A 17,003-nucleotide genomic window follows, 5' to 3' on the forward strand; every position below is an offset into this window, starting at 1 on the left:
GTTCACACTGGCCGGACATGGGGGAGCGCGATTCGTGAACAGCGACGCCAGCGGGGTCGGCGAGGTCAGCGGGCTCGGGGCGGGCCGGGGAAGGCGCGTCACCATACGGGACGTGGCCGCGCGCGCCGGGGTCTCCAAGGGCGCGGTGTCCCTCGCCTTCAACGACCGGCCCGGCGTCTCCCCTGCCACCCGGGACCGCATCTTCGCGGCCGCCCGCGAACTGGGCTGGGCACCCCATCTCTCCGCCCGCTCGCTGGCCGGTTCCCGGGTGGACACGGTCGGTCTCGCCATCGCCCGCCCGGCCCGGATGCTGGGTCTCGAGCCCTGGTTCATGGAGTTCGTCTCGGGCATCGAGAGCGTGCTGGCCGAGCGGTCCTGCTCGCTGCTGCTGCGGCTGGTGCGGGATGTGGAGGAGGAGATCGCGGTCCAGGAGGCGTGGTGGCGCGGGCGGCAGGTGGGCGGCTCGATCCTGGTCGACCTGCGCGACGGCGATCCACGGGTCCCCGCGCTCCGGCGGCTCGGGCTGCCCGCCGTCGCCGCTGGACACCCGTCCCTGGCGGGCGGGTTCACCTCGGTGTGGACGGACGACGCCACCGCGGTGGGCGAGGCGGTGCGCTATCTGGCGGCGCTCGGCCACCGCCGGATCGCCCGGGTCGGCGGCGTCCCCGCGCTCGGGCACAGCACCGTGCGCACGGCGGCCTTCGAGGCCACCTTGGGCGAGTTGGGGCTCGGGACCGGGCGCACGGTGGCCACGGACTTCTCCGGCGAGGAGGGGGCGCGGGCCACCCGCGCCCTGCTGGCCTCGGGCGACCGGCCGACGGCCATCATCTACGACAACGACATCATGGCGGTGGCCGGTCTGTCGGTGGCCGCCGAGATGGGGCTCGCGGTGCCCGCCGATGTGTCGCTGCTGGCATGGGACGACTCCCAGTTGTGCCGACTGACACATCCGACGCTGTCGGCGATGAGCCACGATGTGTTCGGCTTCGGCGCGGAGGTGGCGCGGCGGCTGTTCGACGTCCTGGACCGGGCCGAGCCCCGCGCCCACCAGGCCCCCACCCCGGCCCTCACGCCCCGGGCCAGCACGGCGCCGCCACCGGCCCGTGAAACCTGAACCGGTTCAGCGGGCCCGCGCGCCGTACCCGCCGGGCCGCCACTCCGCCGCCGCCCACTCCGCCCCGCCCCGAATGCCCCGCCGCGCTGCGGGAACCCGCCGGGGATGGTACGGATAGCCGCAGGCCGCGGCGGCGGCAGGCCCAGGGAGCAGCCCTTATGGAGTGGTTCACGTCATCCGGCTACTGGCTGGGGCGACTGGTCTTCCAGCGGGGGCTGGCCGCCGTCTACCTCCTCGCCTTCCTGACAGCGGCCACCCAGGGCCGGGCCCTGATCGGCGAACGGGGCCTCACCCCGGTGCCCCGGTTCACCGCGCGGGTGCCGTTCCGCCGCTCGCCCAGCCTCTTCCATCTGCACTACTCCGACCGCTTCTTCACCGTCTGCGCCTGGCTCGGCGCCGCGCTGGCCGCCGCCGTGCTGGCGGGGGCCGCCGACGACGTACCGCTGTGGGCCGCGATGGCGGCGTGGCTGGTGCTGTGGCTGCTGTATCTGTCGATCGTCAACGTGGGGCAGGTGTGGTACGGGTTCGGCTGGGAGTCGCTGCTGCTGGAGGCCGGGTTCCTGGCCGTGTTCCTGGGCAACGAGCGGACCGCGCCGCCCGTTCTGATCCTGTGGCTGCTGCGCTGGCTGCTGTTCCGGCTGGAGTTCGGCGCCGGGCTCATCAAGATCCGCGGGGACCGCTGCTGGCGCGATCTGACCTGTCTGTACTACCACCATGAGACCCAGCCGATGCCCAACCCGCTGAGCTGGTACTTCCACCATCTGCCGAAGCCGCTGCACCGGGTCGAGACGGCGGCCAACCACGTGGCCCAGCTGGTCGTCCCGCTGGCCCTGTTCACCCCGCAGCCCGTCGCGAGCGTGGCCGCGGGCATCATCGTGGTCACCCAGCTGTGGCTGGTGGCGTCCGGCAACTTCTCCTGGCTGAACTGGGTGACGATCCTGCTGGCCCTCGCCGCCGTCGACGGGCGGCTGGCCGCCGGGGTGCTGCCGCTGCCGACACCGCCCCCGCTCGCCGCTCCCCCGGTCTGGTACGAGGTCCTGGTGGCGGCGGCCTTCGTCCTCGTCGTGGTGCTCAGCTACTGGCCCGCCCGCAATCTCCTCTCGGGCCGCCAGCTGATGAACTACTCCTTCAACACGCTCCACCTGGTCAACACCTACGGGGCCTTCGGCAGCGTCAACCGCAGCCGTCAGGAGGTGGTGATCGAGGGCACCGACGAACCCGTGCTCACCCCGGACACCGTGTGGAAGGAGTACGAGTTCCGGGGCAAGCCGGGCGATGTGCGCAGGATGCCGCGTCAGTTCGCGCCGTACCACCTGCGGCTGGACTGGATGATGTGGTTCGCCGGGATCTCCTCGGCGTACGCCGGGTCGTGGTTCACCCCGCTCGTCGGCAAGCTGCTGGTGAACGACCGGGCCACGCTGAAGCTCCTGCGCTCCTCCCCCTTCCCGGACGCGCCGCCCACGCACGTCCGGGCCCGGCTGTACCTCTACCGCTTCACCACCCGGCGGGAGCGGCGCGCGGGGGGCGGGTGGTGGCACCGCACCCTGGTCGGCGAGTTCCTGCCGCCGGTCCGGCTGGAGCAGGTGGAACCGCCGGGCCGGTAACGACAGGGGGAACGAACGGCGTTACTCGGCCGCGCCGTTGGCGGGCAGCACCCGCCGCGCGGTCCACACCGTCCTCCTTCTGGCCGCCCCTTTTGTTAGCTTTACGCGGAATTAGGTAAACATACTGCCGTTGGGGACTTCCGGCGATCGAGGGAGCGCGGCCGGTGCTGCCATTTGCGATGCTGTCCGACCTCATCGCCCTGCCGGTCCGCAGCGTCAGCGGACTGCGGCTGCGCCTCGCGGACGCCGCCGAGGTCCTGCGGGACTCCGGTGAGCGGCGCGCCCGCCGCCGGATGTGGGCGCGGGAGGGCCGGGCGCACGTGGAGGTGCGCGGGCTCACCGGCCACGGGGAGGCGCACGACCGGCTGGCCAGGCAGCTGACCGCCGCCCTGCGCCGCCTGCGCGGCGTCAACTGGGCCGAGGTGAACGCGGCCGTGGGCCAGGTGCTCGTCGACTTCGACGAAGACCACCTCGACGCCGACGATGTGCTCCAGGTGATCGAGCACATCGAGAAGGCGCACGGGACCGGGGCGGACACCTTCCCGGCCGGACACCCGTGTCCGCCGTACGACACCGCCCCCGCCACGCTCGCCGTCACCGCCCTCGTCGCCGACTGCGTGGGCCTGGTGACGGCCACGGTCCGGCGGGTGACACTGCTGCCCGCACTCGCCCCCGCGCTGCGGGTGCCGGTGGTGATGGCCGAGATCCAGCCGCGGCTGCGCGGTCTGCTGGAGTCCCGGCTCGGCCCCGCCCACACCACCCTGCTGCTCGGCGTGTCGAACGCGGCGGTGCACGCGCTGACCAGCGGTGAGGGCCCGCTGGCCCTGGACGCGCTGCAGCGCCTCCTGCAACTCGCCGAGATCCGCGGGCGGCAGGCCGTGTGGCAGCTCCGCGAACCCGCTCTGGTGCCCGGCTCCGACGGGCTCCCGCCGCATGCGCGGCCCGCCGCTCCCCGCCCGGCGCCGCTGCCCGCCGGGCCGGTCGAGACGTGCGTCGACCGCACCTCCCTGGCGTCCCTCACGGGCGCGGGCGGGCTGCTGGCCTGGACGCGCGACCCCGGGCGGGCCGCCGAGGCGATCCTGGCCACCGTGCCGAGGGCCGCCGCCATGGGCCGGGAGGCGTTCGCCGCCCGGCTGGGCGAGGGGCTGGCCCGCGAGGGCGTGGTGCCCATGGACGGCGGCGCGCTGCGGCTGCTGGACCGGATCTCGGCGGTCCTGATCGACTCGGGGGTGCTGTGCACCCGGCGTCCGCGACTGCTGTCGGTGGCCACTGTGGGCGACCTGGACGAGGCCGGTGCGTGGAGTGCCGCGCAGTCCGTCCTGGACCGCCGCTCGCTGCCGGAACTCTCCGGCCCAGGGCCCTGGCCCCGTGGCTCCTGGCTGCTGGAGCGGCCCGACGACGTCCCCGCGGCGCATCCGTCGAGCCCGTCGGCGATGACCGTGGATCTGCGCGACCCGCGCGGCCTGCGGCAGGCGCGGGTCCGCATCGGCTGTGATCTGGACCCGCTGGCCGACGCCGTGGTGGCCGTCGCCCGCGCCGGCGTGGACCGTCTGGTGCTCACCGAGCACGCGAGCGCCGAGGAGATCGCCCCCTGGGCGGACGAGCTGCTCGCCCGCGACGCCGCGCTGCCCGACCGGGTGCGCGCGCTGCAGACCGAGGGCCACGGCGTGCTGCTGATCAGCGCCGAGGAGGACGAGGCGCTGGGCGCGGCCGACCTCGGCATCGGGGTGGTGCGGCGCGGCGAGGCGCGGGTGTGCTGGTCGGCCGATCTGATCTGCGGCCCCGGGCTCGCCCAGGCCTGGCGCGTGCTGCGGGCTCTGGAGGACGCGCGCGGGGTCAGCCACCGGTCGGCCCGGTTGTCGATGGGCGGTTCCACGCTCGGCGCGCTCATCGCCGCCGCGGGCACCCGGCCCACCGCGGTGGGGTTCGCCACCTCCCCGGTGTACAGCGCGGCCTTCCTGGCGGTGCTCGGGGGGATCGGCGCGGCGCGCCGGGTGCACCGCCGCCCGCTTCCGGCGGAGCGGGTCCGTGGCAACTGGCACATGCTGGGGGCGCGGGAGACGCTGAGCGTGACCCGCGCGTTCCAGGAGCACCGGGCGGAGCCATCGGCCCCCGGTATGTCGCCCGGTGCGTCACCCGGCGTGTCGCCCGGTGCGTCGCACGACGGGGCGGCCGAGGCGAGCCGTTCGGTCTGGGCGGCCGGGACGCGCCCGGTGCGCAAGGCCGCGGTGATGGTCATACGGGCCGGGGCCGCGGGCGCCGCCGCCTCCCCCGTCGGCGCGCTGACCCGGGACACCTCGGCGCTGGCCGGGGCGGTGCGCGAGGAGCTGCGCGATCCGCTCACCCCGGTGCTGGCCCTGGGCGCAGCGGCGTCCGCGGCGGTGGGATCCGGGGTGGACTCCCTCCTGGTGGCCGGTGTGATGGCGGGCAACGCGCTGATCAGCGGCGCCCAGCGGCTGCGGGCCGATCGCTCGCTGCGGGGTCTGCTGCTGAGCGAGCAGCGGCACGGCCGGCTCGTCGACTGGGCGCCCGCGATGTCCCTGGAAGAGGGGATGGCGGTGGACCGCGAGGCGTTCTTCACCGGGCTGGCCGAGGCCCCGGCGCGGCGCGTGGCCGCCGAGGAGCTGACGGTCGGCGACATCATCGCGCTGCGGCCCTCGGACGTCGTACCGGCCGACGCCCGACTGCTGGTGAGCGACCGGATGGAACTGGACGAGGCGGGGCTGACCGGCGAGTCGGGGCCGGTCGCCAAGGACCCCGCAGCCACGCCCGGCGCCGATCTGGCGGACCGCTCCTGCATGGTCTACCAGGGGTGCACCGTGCTGGCCGGGACCGGCTACGCGGTGGTCGTGGCCGCCGGGTCGCAGACCGAGGCCGGACGCGCGGCGTCCCTGGCCGGACGCGGCGAGTCTCCCCTCGGCATCGAGGGCAGACTCGCCGCGCTGACCAGGGTCGCGCTGCCCGCCACCGGGCTCGGCGGCGCCGCCGTCACCGTGCTGGGGCTGCTGCACGGGGCGCCGGTGCGCGAGGCGCTGGCCACCGGGGTGGCCGTCGCGGTGGCCGCCGTGCCCGAGGGGCTGCCGCTGGTGGCCACCGTGGCGCAGTCCGCCGCGGCGCGCCGTCTGTCGCACCGCGGGGTGCTGACCCGCTCGCCCCGGGTGCTGGAGGCGCTGGGCCGGGTGGACACGGTGTGCTTCGACAAGACCGGCACGCTGACCGAGGGGCGGCTGTCCGTGGCCCGGGTGGCGGCGTACGACCACGACCTGCCGATGGGCAGCCCGCTGGGTCACCGGCTGCTGCGCACCGCGGCCCGGGCGTGTCCCGGACCCGAGGGCGGCCGGGCACTGGCCCACGCCACCGACCAGGCCGTGGTCGACGCGGCGGCCGCGCACTGTGCGGGGGACGACGCCTGGCGGCCGGTGTCCGAGCTGCTCTTCGAGGCCAGCCGCGGCTTCTCGGCGTGTCTGGGCACGGAGTCCGGGCGGCCGCGGCTCGCCGTCAAGGGGGCGCCCGAGATCGTGCTCGCCCGGTGCGCCTCCGCCCTGGGCCCGGTGGCTGCGGGCGGCACCGTACCGCTGACCCCCGAGCGGCTGCGCTCCACCGAGCGGCTGCTGTACTCGCTGGCCTCCGACGGGCTGCGGGTCCTGGCGGTGGCCGAGTCCCGGCCCGATACGGCCAAGGCACCCGACACGCCGGGGGCGCCGCTGGCCGAGCTGGCCTGCGGACTGACCCTGCTCGGCTTCATCGCCATCGCCGACACCACGCGGCCGGGTGCCGCGGAGACCGTCAAGCGGCTGACCGACGCCGGGGTGAGCATCGCCATGATCACCGGCGACCATCCGACCACGGCCGCGGCCATCGCCCGTGAGCTGGGCATCCCCGGCTCCGGCCCGGTGCTCACCGGCACGGAGCTGGACACCCTGCCCGAGAAGGAGCGGGTCGAGCGGATCTCCCGGACGACCGTCTTCGCCCGGGTCTCCCCCGAGCACAAGGTCCGTATCGTCCAGGCGCTGCGGCAGGCCGGGCGGGTGGTGGCCATGACCGGGGACGGGGTCAACGACGCGGCCGCGATCCGCCTCGCGGACGTGGGCATCGGGCTCTCGGCGCACGGCTCGACCTCGGCCCGGGCCGCGGCGGACCTCGTCCTCACCGACCCGGACCCGACCCGGATCCTCGACGCGCTGCGGGAGGGCCGGGCGCTGTGGCGCAGCGTGCGGGACGCGGTCGCGATCCTGGTCGGCGGCAACGCGGGCGAGGTCGCCTTCACCGTGCTGGGCGCGGCGGTGGCGGGCCGGGCGCCGCTCGGCACCCGTCAGCTGCTGCTGGTCAACCTGCTCACCGACATGCTGCCCGCGCTCGCGGTCGCCCTGGCCCGGGCCCGGGAGGACACGGCCGGGGAGGACCCCCTCGCAAGCGGCCCCTCCCCCGCGCTGCTCGGCTCCGACCTGGGCCGGATCCTGGCCGTGCGCGGCACCGCCACCGCGCTGGGCGCGGCGGCGGCGTGGAGCTGCGGGCGGATGACGGGCCGGGCCCGGCGGGCGAGCACCATGGGGCTCGCGGCGCTGGTCGGCACCCAGCTGGGCCAGACCTTCATCACCGACTGGCACAGCCCGCTGGTGCTGGTCACCGGCGTGGCGTCGGCGGCCGCCCTGTTCGCCGTCATCGAGACGCCGGTGGTCAGCCACTTCTTCGGCTGTACGCCGCTGGGGCCGATGGCCTGGACGGTGGTGGGCGTGTGCTCGGCCGGTGCGACCCTGGGCGCCGCCGTCGCGCCCCGGCTGCTCTTCGAGCGACGGGTGCCGTTCACCGTCTAGCGGCTGCCTTGCCGAAAGGAAGCCCAGCCCACCGGGAGCTTGTCACTATTCACCCGAGTTCACCCGATATTTACCCCGTGTGCGCGACCTGCTTCCCCACCCGGGGCCATGCTACGGAATGGAAGCGGATGACTAGCTTCCACATCTGTTCCGTTCAGTGAGGTAAACCCATGGCCGAGATTCTGATGCCCGTCCTGACCAAGCTGGCCCGCATGGCCGTGGAAGCGCTGCTCGCACAGCTCGCGAAGTCGCTTCTGACCGTCGTGTTCAAGCCGTCGGCCGCCCCGGCCGCCGCCTGATACGACCGTTATCCGGCGACCGTTCGCCACGAACATCCCGCCGTGGGCGATTTCTTCTGCACGAAGCTCGCCACCAATTTCGTTGATCGGCCTCGGCCCGTCACAATCTCCAAGTGACCTTCCCCGTCCTCCTGCGGACTCGGTCCTTCCGGGTACCGCCGGTGAGGGGTGGGCGCTTTCGGATGCGTGAAGGAGATGACCTGCTGCGAGGAGGCACGTAGGTGGAAGAAAGGCTGGCCATGACGGTGGATGCGCGTGGTGACGTCGAGGAGTTCATCCTCGGGGAACGGTTCGCGTGCCTGGCGGGACGTTCCGCCTGGCGCCGGGGAGGCATCACTCACCGCCACTATGACCTGCTGGGGGGCGAGGATTCCGCCCGGCTGCTGGCGCTCGACCTGGCGGAGTTCGTGAGTTCGGCGGACTGGAGCGCCCGGACGTTCACCAGTTTCATCGCGACCTTCGAGCAACCGCGCGGGGTCGATGAGCTGCGGTTCGAAGAGCTTCTCTGGCAGCAGCTGCAACTGCTGCACGAACAGGACGCGGATTTCCATCACTGGGCGGAGGGTTATTCCTCCGATCCGCAGTCATCGGAGTTCGCGTTCAGCGTGGCCGGCCATCCCTTCTTCGTGATCGGCCTGCATGAGACCCACCGCCGGTTCGGCCGCAGGCCGCCCTTCCCGATGCTGGCCTTCAACTCCCATGAGCAGTTCGCCCAGATCAAGGGCGCCGGCATGTGGGACCGCCTCGCCGAGAAGATCCGCAAGCAGGACATCCAGCTGCAGGGGGACATCAACCCCAACCTGTACGAGTACGAGGAGCTGTCCGAGGCCCGCCGGTACTCGGGCCGCCCCAAGCCCCCGGACTGGCAGTGCCCCTTCGCCGCCCGGGCGGCCGAGCGGGAGCGCCTGGCGGAGCGGGAGCTGACCGTCTCGGCGGCCGCGTCCGTGACCGGCCACGCGGGCTGAGGCTCCGCGGGCCGAGGTCTGACGGGCGGCGGTGACGCCACGGGGCCCGGGTGCGGCATCCGCACCCGGGCCCCTCGCACGGCAGCGTCCTGATCAGTGGTCGTGCGCCGACGCCCGGTGGACCGGGCCATGGGCGGTCAGGCAGTGCTCGACGAGCGGTTCGTCCGCGCGCCGGTGCTCGTCGCCGTCCGCCCGGGGCCGGGGTGGCAGAGTGTCGAGGTGGTCCACCTGGAGCGTGGTGTGGGTGATGCCGTACTTCTCGCGCAGCACCACCTCCAGCCCCTCCCGCACCGCGTGGCAGTCACCCTCCTCCGCGACCAGGACATGGGCGGACAGCGAGACCTCGCCCGAGGTGATCTGCCAGACGTGCAGATCGTGCACCTCGGCCACCTCGGCGTGGGAGGCCAGCAGGCTCCCGATCTCGTCCGGCTCGACCCCGGCGGGAGCCGCCTCCAGCAGGACGCGCCCGGAGGCCCGCAGCAGCTCCACACCCGCCTTGATCATGAGGACGACCACGACGAGACCGGCGATCGCGTCGGCCCGGGCGAAGCCCGTGGTCACCACGACCAATCCGGCGATCGCGGTGGCGATGAAGGCGTAGAGGTCGTTCAGCACATGCTGGAAGGCGCCTTCGACGTTCAGCGAGGAACGGTTCGCCTTCGACATGCACCACGCCGCCACGAGGTTCACCACGATCCCGGCGAGCGCGACGGCCAGCACCAGGCCACCGGTCACCTCGGGCGGGTCGATCAACCGCTCCACCGATTCATAGCCGAGGTATGCGCCGAGCAGTAGCAGAGAAAGCCCATTGGCCTGCGCGGAAAGGATTTCCGAGCGCTTGAGCCCATAGGTATAGCCGCCGCGGGCCGGCCGGGCCGAAAGCCGGATCGCGATGAGTGCGAGGACGATCGAGGCGGCGTCGGTAAGCATGTGCGCCGCGTCGGAAAGCAGCGCCACCGAACTCGCGATGACCCCGAGCACGACCTCTACCAGCATAAATCCGGTGATCAGCGCGAGAGCGATGGACAGCCATCGCCGGTCGGCGTCCGCCGCCACTCCATGTGCGTGCCCGCCGTGCCCCTCGCCGTGCCCGTGCCCGTGACCGTGCGTATGGGCTCCCACCGGTTCCTCCTCGGCTCGCCTTATGGACAGCCGCAATTGAACAGCACTTCGGAGAATTCTCCAAAGGCTGCAATGGACACGGTTATCAGGTGGCATTGGCTTATGAATGCGGCAACGCTTTTCATTGCCAGGCACGGGGAAATGCGCAGCACACCGGGCTCCGGGCACCGAGCACCCGTGCGGGCGTCACCCGGGTGGGCGCTCACCGGTCGCTGATGTGTACGAGGCCACGCCGGTGCGGGTGAGGTCGGCGCGAAGGAGGTGACCCCGCGGGGCGCGGCGCGTTGGCCGAACATGACGACGACGATGCGACGCCGTTCTCTCTCGCAGCCGAGCAGAGCGCTGGACCGGAGCACCGAAGGCGGCGGAACGGTTCACCAGACGCTTCACCAGTCGAGCTGCGTACCGATCTACGCGGCGCTGGTCGAGCGGTGGTCGTCCGCGGGGCGGGCGGTGCCCGGGGCGTACGACCGCGAGTGGACCGAACTGGTCAACTGTCCGCCCTGGCCGGACCGGATCCGGGCGGCGGCCCGGCCATCCTCTGGCTGAGCCGCCGCCCGTCCGGTCGCTGAGTGCCCCGCGAGGAGCCCGTGTGGGGCCCGCGCGGGCCCCCGGGGATCAGTCGTCCCCGCCCTCCAGGCCGCCCTCGGTCTCCAGGAACAGGTCCCGGACCCGCTCCAGCACCTCCGGGTCCGGCTTCTCCCACAGACCGCGGCTCTCGGCCTCCAGCAGCCGCTCGGCCATGCCGTGCAGCGCCCAGGGGTTGGCGTCCTCCAGGAACGCGCGGTTCTCCGGGTCGAGCAGATACGTCTGGGCCAGCTTGTCGTACATCCAGTCGGCGACCACGCCCGTGGTGGCGTCGTAGCCGAAGAGGTAGTCGACGGTGGCGGCCAGCTCGAACGCGCCCTTGTAGCCGTGGCGGCGCATCGCCTCGATCCAGCGCGGGTTTACCACCCGGGCCCGGAAGACCCGCGAGGTCTCCTCGTGCAGCGTGCGGGTGCGCACCGTCTCGGGGCGGGTGGAGTCGCCGATGTACGCGGCCGGGGCGGTGCCCTTCAGGGAGCGCACGGTGGCGACCATGCCGCCGTGGTACTGGAAGTAGTCGTCCGAGTCGGCGATGTCGTGCTCGCGCGTGTCGGTGTTCTTCGCCGCGACCGCGATCCTGCGGTACGCGCTCTCCATCTCCTCGCGCGCCGGGCGGCCCTCGAGTCCGCGGCCGTACGCGTAGCCGCCCCACACCGTGTAGACCTCGGCGAGGTCGGCGTCGGTGCGCCAGTCTCGGCTGTCGATGAGCTGGAGCAGCCCCGCGCCGTACGTCCCCGGGCGGGAGCCGAAGATGCGGGTGGTGGCGCGGCGCTCGTCGCCGTGCTCGGCGAGGTCGGCGCGGGTGTGGGCGCGGACGTAGTTGATGTCGTCGGCCTCGTCCAGGGACGCGGCGAGCCGTACGGCGTCGTCCAGCAGCCCGACCACGTGCGGGAAGGCGTCGCGGAAGAAGCCGCTGATGCGCAGGGTGACGTCGACGCGCGGGCGGCCGAGCTGGTCTGCGGGCACGGGTTCGAGCCCGGTCACGCGCCGCGAGGCGTCGTCCCACACCGGGCGGATGCCCATCAGCGCCAGCGCCTCGGCCACGTCGTCGCCGGAGGTGCGCATCGCGCTCGTCCCCCACAGCGACAGGCCGACCGACCGCGGGTACTGGCCGTCGTTGTCGGCGCGGTAGCGCTCCAGCAGCGAGTCGGCGAGCGCCTGGCCGGTCTCCCAGGCCAGGCGGCTGGGCACGGCCTTGGGGTCGACGGAGTAGAAGTTACGACCCGTCGGCAGGACGTTGACCAGGCCACGCAGCGGCGAGCCGGACGGCCCTGCGGGCACGAAGCCGCCGTTCAGGGCGTGGACGGCGTGGTCGATCTCGTCGGTCGTGGCGGCGAGGCGCGGTACGACCTCACGGGCGGCGAACTCCAGGATCGCGGTGACGGCGGGGCGCTGCTCCTCGGGCAGGTCGAGGGCGGCCCGCTCAGCGGCCTCCGGGGCCCAGTCCGCGTCCTCCATCGCCTGGACGAGGGCGCGGGCGCGCTCCTCGGCCTCGTCCGCACCGGTGCGGGTGGCGGCCGACTCGTCCAGGCCGAGCGCCTCGCGCAGCCCGGGGAGCGCCGACGTACCGCCCCAGATCTGGCGGGCGCGGAGGATGGCCAGGACGAGGTTGACGCGTTCGGGGCCGGTGGGCGCGCCGCCGAGGACATGGAGACCGTCGCGGATCTGGGCGTCCTTGACCTCGCACAGCCAGCCGTCGACGTGCAGCAGGAAGTCGTCGAAGCCCTCGTCGTCGGGGCGCTCCTCCAAGCCGAGGTCGTGGTCGAGCCGGGCGGCCTGGATGAGGGTCCAGATCTGGGCGCGGATGGCGGGGAGCTTGGCCGGGTCCATCGCGGAGATGGCGGCGTACTCGTCCAGCAGCTGTTCCAGGCGCGCGATGTCGCCGTACGAGTCGGCGCGGGCCATCGGCGGCACGAGGTGGTCGACCAGGGTGGCGTGGACGCGGCGCTTGGCCTGGGTGCCCTCGCCGGGGTCGTTGACCAGGAACGGGTAGATCAGCGGCAGGTCGCCGAGCGCGGCGTCGGGGCCGCAGGCGGCGGACAGGGCGGCGTTCTTGCCCGGCAGCCACTCCAGGTTGCCGTGCTTGCCCAGGTGCACCATGGCGTCGGCGCCGAAGCCGCCGTCGGCCTCGGGGCTCGCCATCCAGCGGTAGGCGGCCAGGTAGTGGTGCGAGGGCGGCAGATCGGGGTCGTGGTAGATGGCGATGGGGTTCTCGCCGAAGCCGCGCGGCGGCTGGATGACGACCAGGAGATTGCCGTGGCGCAGCGCGGCGAGGACGATCTCGCCCTCGGGGTCGCGGCTCGTGTCCACGAACATCTCGCCGGGCGGCGGGCCCCAGTGCTCCTCGACCGCGTCGCGCAGCTGCCGCGGCAGCGTGGCGTACCAGCGGCGGTAGTCGGCGGCGGGGACGCGGACGGGGTTCTTGGCCAGCTGCTCCTCGGTGAGCCAGTCCTGGTCGTGGCCGCCCGCCTCGATGAGGGCGTAGATCAGCTCGTCGCCGACGCCGGAGGCCAGGCCCGGAAGCGATCCGGGGCCCTCCTCCGGGCCGAGGTCGTACCCTTCGGCGCGCAGTCGGCGCAGCAGGGCGACGGCGCTGGCGGGGGTGTCGAGGCCGACCGCGTTGCCGATCCGGGAGTGCTTGGTGGGGTAGGCGGACAGGACGAGCGCGAGGCGCTTGTCGGCCGCCGGTATGTGGCGGAGCCGGGCGTGTCGTACCGCGATTCCGGCGACACGCGCGGCGCGCTCGGGGTCGGCGGCGTAGACCGGCAGGCCGTCCTCGTCGACCTCCTTGAAGGAGAACGGGACGGTGATCAGCCGCCCGTCGAACTCCGGGACGGCGACCTGGGTCGCGGCGTCCAGCGGGGACAGGCCCTCGTCGTTCTCCTCCCACGCGCCGCGTGACGAGGTCAGGCACAGCGCCTGGAGCACGGGGACGTCGAGCCCGGCGAGCGCGCCCGCGTCCCACGCCTCGTCGTCCCCGCCCGCCGATGCCTCGGCGGGGCGGGTACCGCCCGCGGCGAGCACGGTGGTGACGACGGCGTCGGCCGCGCCGAGGGCCTCGATCAGCTCGGGCTCGGGCGCCCGGAGGGAGGCGACGTACAGCGGCAGCGGGCGCGCCCCGGCGTCCTCCACGGCCCGGCACAGCGCTTCCACGAAGGCGGTGTTTCCGCTCATGTGGTGGGCCCGGTAGTAGAGCACGGCGATGGTCGGGCCGGTGACGTCCTCGCGCGCGGTGCGCTCCAGCGGACCCCAGGTGGGGGCGGGGGCGGGCGGCTCGAAGCCGTGGCCGGTGAGCAGCACGGTGTCGGAGAGGAACCGGGCCAGCTGCTCCAGGTTGGCGGGGCCGCCGTGGGCGAGGTAGGCGTGCGCCTCGGCGGCGATGCCCACGGGGACCGTGGACGCCTCCATGAGCTGGGCGTCAGGCGCCTGTTCACCGGTGAGCACGACGACGGGGAGATCGCCCGCGAGCAGGGTTTCGAGGCCTTCCTCCCAGGCCCGGACGCCACCGAGCAGCCGTACGACGACGAGTTCGGCACCGTCGAGGAGGCCGGGCAGCTCGTCGAGCGCGAGCCGCGCCGGGTTGGCGAGGCGGTATGGCACCGGGCCCGTGGCCGCGCGGGCACTGAGCAGGTCGGTGTCGGACGTCGACAGCAGAAGGATCATGGCTCAGCGCCTTCCTCGGGGTCCGCGCCCCGGGCGGGTTGGAAGACGGCGGGAGTTCCTGGCTCGCACGGCGGGCAGCCGTGCTCACAGTGGCGGGACCGCACCGGATTCGCACCGGTTTCCTCCCCCCAGGGGATGTCTCGCCGACCATGCCGGGCTCACGGCGTCTGGCACGGCACCTCGCGGCCCCGCGCTCGTCGCACGCAGCGCCGCTGCGCTCTCCTCACGCGGGTTGCGAGGCACCGCACCAGACGCCGCTCGCTGATCCGGCCTGATCGGCAAGACACCCCCTAGACGCCGTCTTAAGCGTCCAGCGGGCCAGACGGCCCGCCGCAGAGCATAGTAGGCGTTGCTGACCTGGCACGGGACGGTGAGGGCCGACCGATCGTCGGTATGCTCGCCGCCATGTCCCTCCCCCCGACAACCGTCCCACCTGCGGATGAAGCGCCCTCGCGGCGGGCGCGCGAACGCGATGACGCCTGCCCCGGCGCGCTGCGGCTGCACCCGGCGGACGACGGCTCCCTGGCGCGCATCCGCATCCCGGGCGGCCTGCTGACGGAGCGTCAGGCACGGGAGCTGGCACGGGTGAGCGAGGAGCTGGGGGACGGCAGGCTGGACCTCACCTCGCGCGGCAACCTCCAGCTCCGCGGCCTGGGGGCGGCCTGCGGTGGCGAGCTGGCGGCCGGGCTGCGGGACGCCGGGCTGCTCCCTTCCGAGCGGTACGACCGGGTGCGCAACATCGTGGCGTCCCCGCTGAGCGGGCTCGACGGCACCGGATGCGGCGATGTCACGGCGTGGGCGCGGGAGTTGGACGCCGCGCTGTGCTCCGGCGCGCGGGAAGAACTGTCCGGCTTGTCGGGCCGTTTCCTGTTCGCGATGGACGACGGCCGGGGCGATGTGGCCGCGCTGGGCGCGGATGTGACATTGATCGCAACGCGGGATGGCCGGGCCGTACTGCGGGTGGGCTCCGAGGCTGACGGGGTCGCGTGGGAGGTACGGGCGCGGGATGTGCCCCGTGCCGCCGCGCTGGCCGCCGTTGAGTTCCTGACCAGGGCCCGGGCGAGCGGCACACGGGCGTGGCGGGTGCGCGACCTGCCCGCGCAACACGCCGTGACGGCCGACGGCTTGGCGGCACGACTCGCGGACGAGGGCGTCGAAGCCGTACGAATGGGACATGAGGGGCCGGGCGGCGCGCCCGGCACACCGCCCGCGCCGGGGGTCGTGTCCGGGCCGGACGGGCGCCACGCCGTATCCGTCCTGGTGCCCCTGGGCCGGGTCCGCGCCGCACAGTGGCGGCTGCTCGCCACGCTCGCCTCCCGGGGCGGGTCGGGCGAGCTGCGTGTGACACCCTGGCGCGGCGTGGTGCTCCCGGGGTTCACCGCGGACGGCGCGGCGGAGGCGGCGCGTGAGCTGACCGCCGCGGGGCTGGTGACCGAGCCGGATTCCCCGTGGGCCGGGGTCGGCGCGTGCACGGGACGGCCGGGCTGCGCCAAGTCCCTGGCCGATGTGCGCGCCCACGCGGCACGCGCGGTGGCGGACGCTCCCCGTTCCCCCGGCGCGCCGCCGGTGTACTTCTCCGGCTGCGAGCGGCGCTGCGGCCACCCCGGCGGCCACTGGGTGGACGCGCTGGCCACGTCCGCTACGGACTACCGGCTCACCGTACGCGACACGCGCGAGCCGGACGGCGTGACAGACGACGGCGTGACAGACGTGGCAGCAGAGCAATTGGCCGACGCCGTGGCGGCGGCCCGCGGAACAGCATGATCAACGACATGATCGAGGACACAGTGTTCGACTACGAGAAGGACGGGGCGGCCATCTACCGCGCCTCCTTTGCCACCATCCGCGCCGAGGCGGACCTGGGCGGCCTGCCCGCCGACGTCAGCCAGGTCGTGGTGCGGATGATCCACGCGTGCGGCATGGTCGACCTGGTCAAGGACCTCGCGTACACCCCCGAGGTCGTCGCCCGCGCCCGGGAGGCGCTGCGCGCCGGTGCGCCCGTGTTCTGCGACGCCCAGATGGTCGCCAGCGGCGTCACCCGCAAACGGCTGCCCGCCGACAACGACGTGGTGTGCACGCTCTCCGACCCCGCCGTACCGGAGTTGGCGCGGCGCATGGGGACGACGCGCAGCGCCGCCGCGCTGGAGCTGTGGCGGGACCGGCTGGAGGGTTCGGTCGTGGCGGTCGGCAACGCGCCCACCGCGCTGTTCCGGCTCCTGGAAATGCTCGAAGAAGGCGCGCCGCGCCCGGCCGCCGTCATCGGCGTACCGGTCGGGTTCATCGGCGCCGCCGAGTCCAAGGAGGCGCTGGCCGGACACCCGGCGGCGCCCCACCACCTGGTGGTGCGCGGCCGACGCGGCGGCAGCGCCATCGCCGCGGCCGCGATCAACGCGATAGCGAGCGAGGAAGAGTGAGCGAGCAGCAGCGAGAGGCGACGCCCGAGGCGAAGGGCCGGCTGTACGGCGTGGGCCTCGGGCCCGGTGACCCTTCCCTGATGACGGTACGGGCGGTGGAGGTCATCGCCGGGGCCGATGTCGTGGCGTACCACAGCGCCCGGCACGGGCGCAGCATCGCCCGCTCCATCGCCGAGCGGCATCTGCGGCCCGACCACATCGAGGAGCGGCTGGTCTACCCGGTCACCACGGAGGGCACCGACCACCCGGGCGGCTACCGGGGCGCGATGGAGGAGTTCTACACGGAGGCGGCGGCGCGGCTCGCCGCGCACCTGGACGCGGGGCGCACGGTCGCGGTGCTCGCCGAGGGCGACCCGCTCTTCTACGGCTCGTACATGCACATGCACAAGCGGCTCGCCGACCGCTACCCGACAGAGGTGATCC

At 73.8% G+C, this 17,003-nt stretch carries 11 protein-coding genes and 1 riboswitch; of the genes, 9 read left to right on the forward strand and 2 right to left on the reverse strand.

All coding sequences use genetic code 11. From position 1 onward, the window contains the following. Positions 1 to 34: 34 nt before the first annotated feature. The 5 genes from ACZ6CL_RS37485 to gntA all read left to right on the forward strand — a co-directional run bounded on the left by ACZ6CL_RS37485 (position 35) and on the right by gntA (position 8,796). Positions 35 to 1,114 carry a LacI family DNA-binding transcriptional regulator gene (locus tag ACZ6CL_RS37485; RefSeq protein ID WP_468944643.1) on the forward strand — a complete coding sequence of 360 codons (1,080 nt, stop codon included), beginning with the start codon at positions 35 to 37 and terminating at the stop codon, positions 1,112 to 1,114. A 158-nt stretch (positions 1,115 to 1,272) separates the two neighbouring features. After that, positions 1,273 to 2,718, forward strand: coding sequence for a lipase maturation factor family protein (locus tag ACZ6CL_RS37490; protein ID WP_468944645.1), 1,446 nt, complete (start codon positions 1,273 to 1,275; stop codon positions 2,716 to 2,718). 164 nt (positions 2,719 to 2,882) lie between these two features. Further along, on the forward strand, positions 2,883 to 7,532 hold the full coding sequence (locus ACZ6CL_RS37495) for an HAD-IC family P-type ATPase (RefSeq protein WP_468944648.1): 4,650 nt from the start codon (positions 2,883 to 2,885) through the stop codon (positions 7,530 to 7,532). Between the two features lie 170 nt (positions 7,533 to 7,702). Beyond that, positions 7,703 to 7,831, forward strand: coding sequence for a hypothetical protein (locus ACZ6CL_RS37500; protein WP_385441270.1), 129 nt, complete (start codon positions 7,703 to 7,705; stop codon positions 7,829 to 7,831). A 221-nt stretch (positions 7,832 to 8,052) separates the two neighbouring features. Further along, positions 8,053 to 8,796, forward strand: coding sequence for a guanitoxin biosynthesis heme-dependent pre-guanitoxin N-hydroxylase GntA (gene gntA, locus ACZ6CL_RS37505; protein WP_468944651.1), 744 nt, complete (start codon positions 8,053 to 8,055; stop codon positions 8,794 to 8,796). 93 nt (positions 8,797 to 8,889) lie between these two features. On the opposite strand, the gene ACZ6CL_RS37510 is transcribed toward gntA, so the two are convergent. Next, the gene (locus ACZ6CL_RS37510) at positions 8,890 to 9,918 is read right to left on the reverse strand and encodes a cation diffusion facilitator family transporter (RefSeq protein WP_468944654.1); all 1,029 of its coding nucleotides are present in this window, start codon (positions 9,916 to 9,918) and stop codon (positions 8,890 to 8,892) included. Between the two features lie 306 nt (positions 9,919 to 10,224). Here ACZ6CL_RS37510 and ACZ6CL_RS37515 point away from each other — a divergent pair, with 306 nt between their 5' ends. Beyond that, entirely contained in the window at positions 10,225 to 10,467 is a 243-nt protein-coding gene (locus ACZ6CL_RS37515; protein WP_385441263.1) for a hypothetical protein, read from the forward strand. Positions 10,468 to 10,536: 69 nt separating this feature from the next. Here the strand turns inward: ACZ6CL_RS37515 and cobN are convergent, their stop codons facing one another. Beyond that, on the reverse strand, positions 10,537 to 14,166 hold the full coding sequence (gene cobN / locus ACZ6CL_RS37520) for a cobaltochelatase subunit CobN (protein WP_468944657.1): 3,630 nt from the start codon (positions 14,164 to 14,166) through the stop codon (positions 10,537 to 10,539). Positions 14,167 to 14,218: 52 nt separating this feature from the next. Next, positions 14,219 to 14,291, reverse strand: a riboswitch (cobalamin riboswitch). Positions 14,292 to 14,571: 280 nt separating this feature from the next. Between cobN and cobG the strand changes: the two genes are divergently transcribed. The 3 genes from cobG to ACZ6CL_RS37535 form a co-directional block, all read left to right on the forward strand. Then, on the forward strand, positions 14,572 to 15,930 hold the full coding sequence (gene cobG / locus ACZ6CL_RS37525) for a precorrin-3B synthase (protein WP_468944659.1): 1,359 nt from the start codon (positions 14,572 to 14,574) through the stop codon (positions 15,928 to 15,930). 8 nt (positions 15,931 to 15,938) lie between these two features. Further along, entirely contained in the window at positions 15,939 to 16,580 is a 642-nt protein-coding gene (locus ACZ6CL_RS37530; RefSeq protein WP_468944661.1) for a precorrin-8X methylmutase, read from the forward strand. Further along, positions 16,577 to 17,003 (forward strand): SAM-dependent methyltransferase (locus ACZ6CL_RS37535; protein WP_468944663.1); only part of this gene is annotated, 427 nt, incomplete at its 3' end. The genes ACZ6CL_RS37530 and ACZ6CL_RS37535, both read left to right, overlap by 4 nt.

Source organism: Streptomyces sp. NPDC041200, assembly GCF_055591805.1.

What these genes read in the sequence shown, in the direction of transcription:
- ACZ6CL_RS37490 (WP_468944645.1), top strand. Translation starts at nt 1,273, where the DNA reads ATGGAGTGGTTCACGTCATCCGGCTACTGGCTGGGGCGACTGGTCTTC.
- ACZ6CL_RS37500 (WP_385441270.1), top strand. Translation starts at nt 7,703, where the DNA reads ATGGCCGAGATTCTGATGCCCGTCCTGACCAAGCTGGCCCGCATGGCC.
- ACZ6CL_RS37515 (WP_385441263.1), top strand. Translation starts at nt 10,225, where the DNA reads ATGCGACGCCGTTCTCTCTCGCAGCCGAGCAGAGCGCTGGACCGGAGC.
- cobN (WP_468944657.1), bottom strand. Translation starts at nt 14,166, where the DNA reads ATGATCCTTCTGCTGTCGACGTCCGACACCGACCTGCTCAGTGCCCGC.
- cobG (WP_468944659.1), top strand. Translation starts at nt 14,572, where the DNA reads ATGTCCCTCCCCCCGACAACCGTCCCACCTGCGGATGAAGCGCCCTCG.
- ACZ6CL_RS37530 (WP_468944661.1), top strand. Translation starts at nt 15,939, where the DNA reads ATGATCGAGGACACAGTGTTCGACTACGAGAAGGACGGGGCGGCCATC.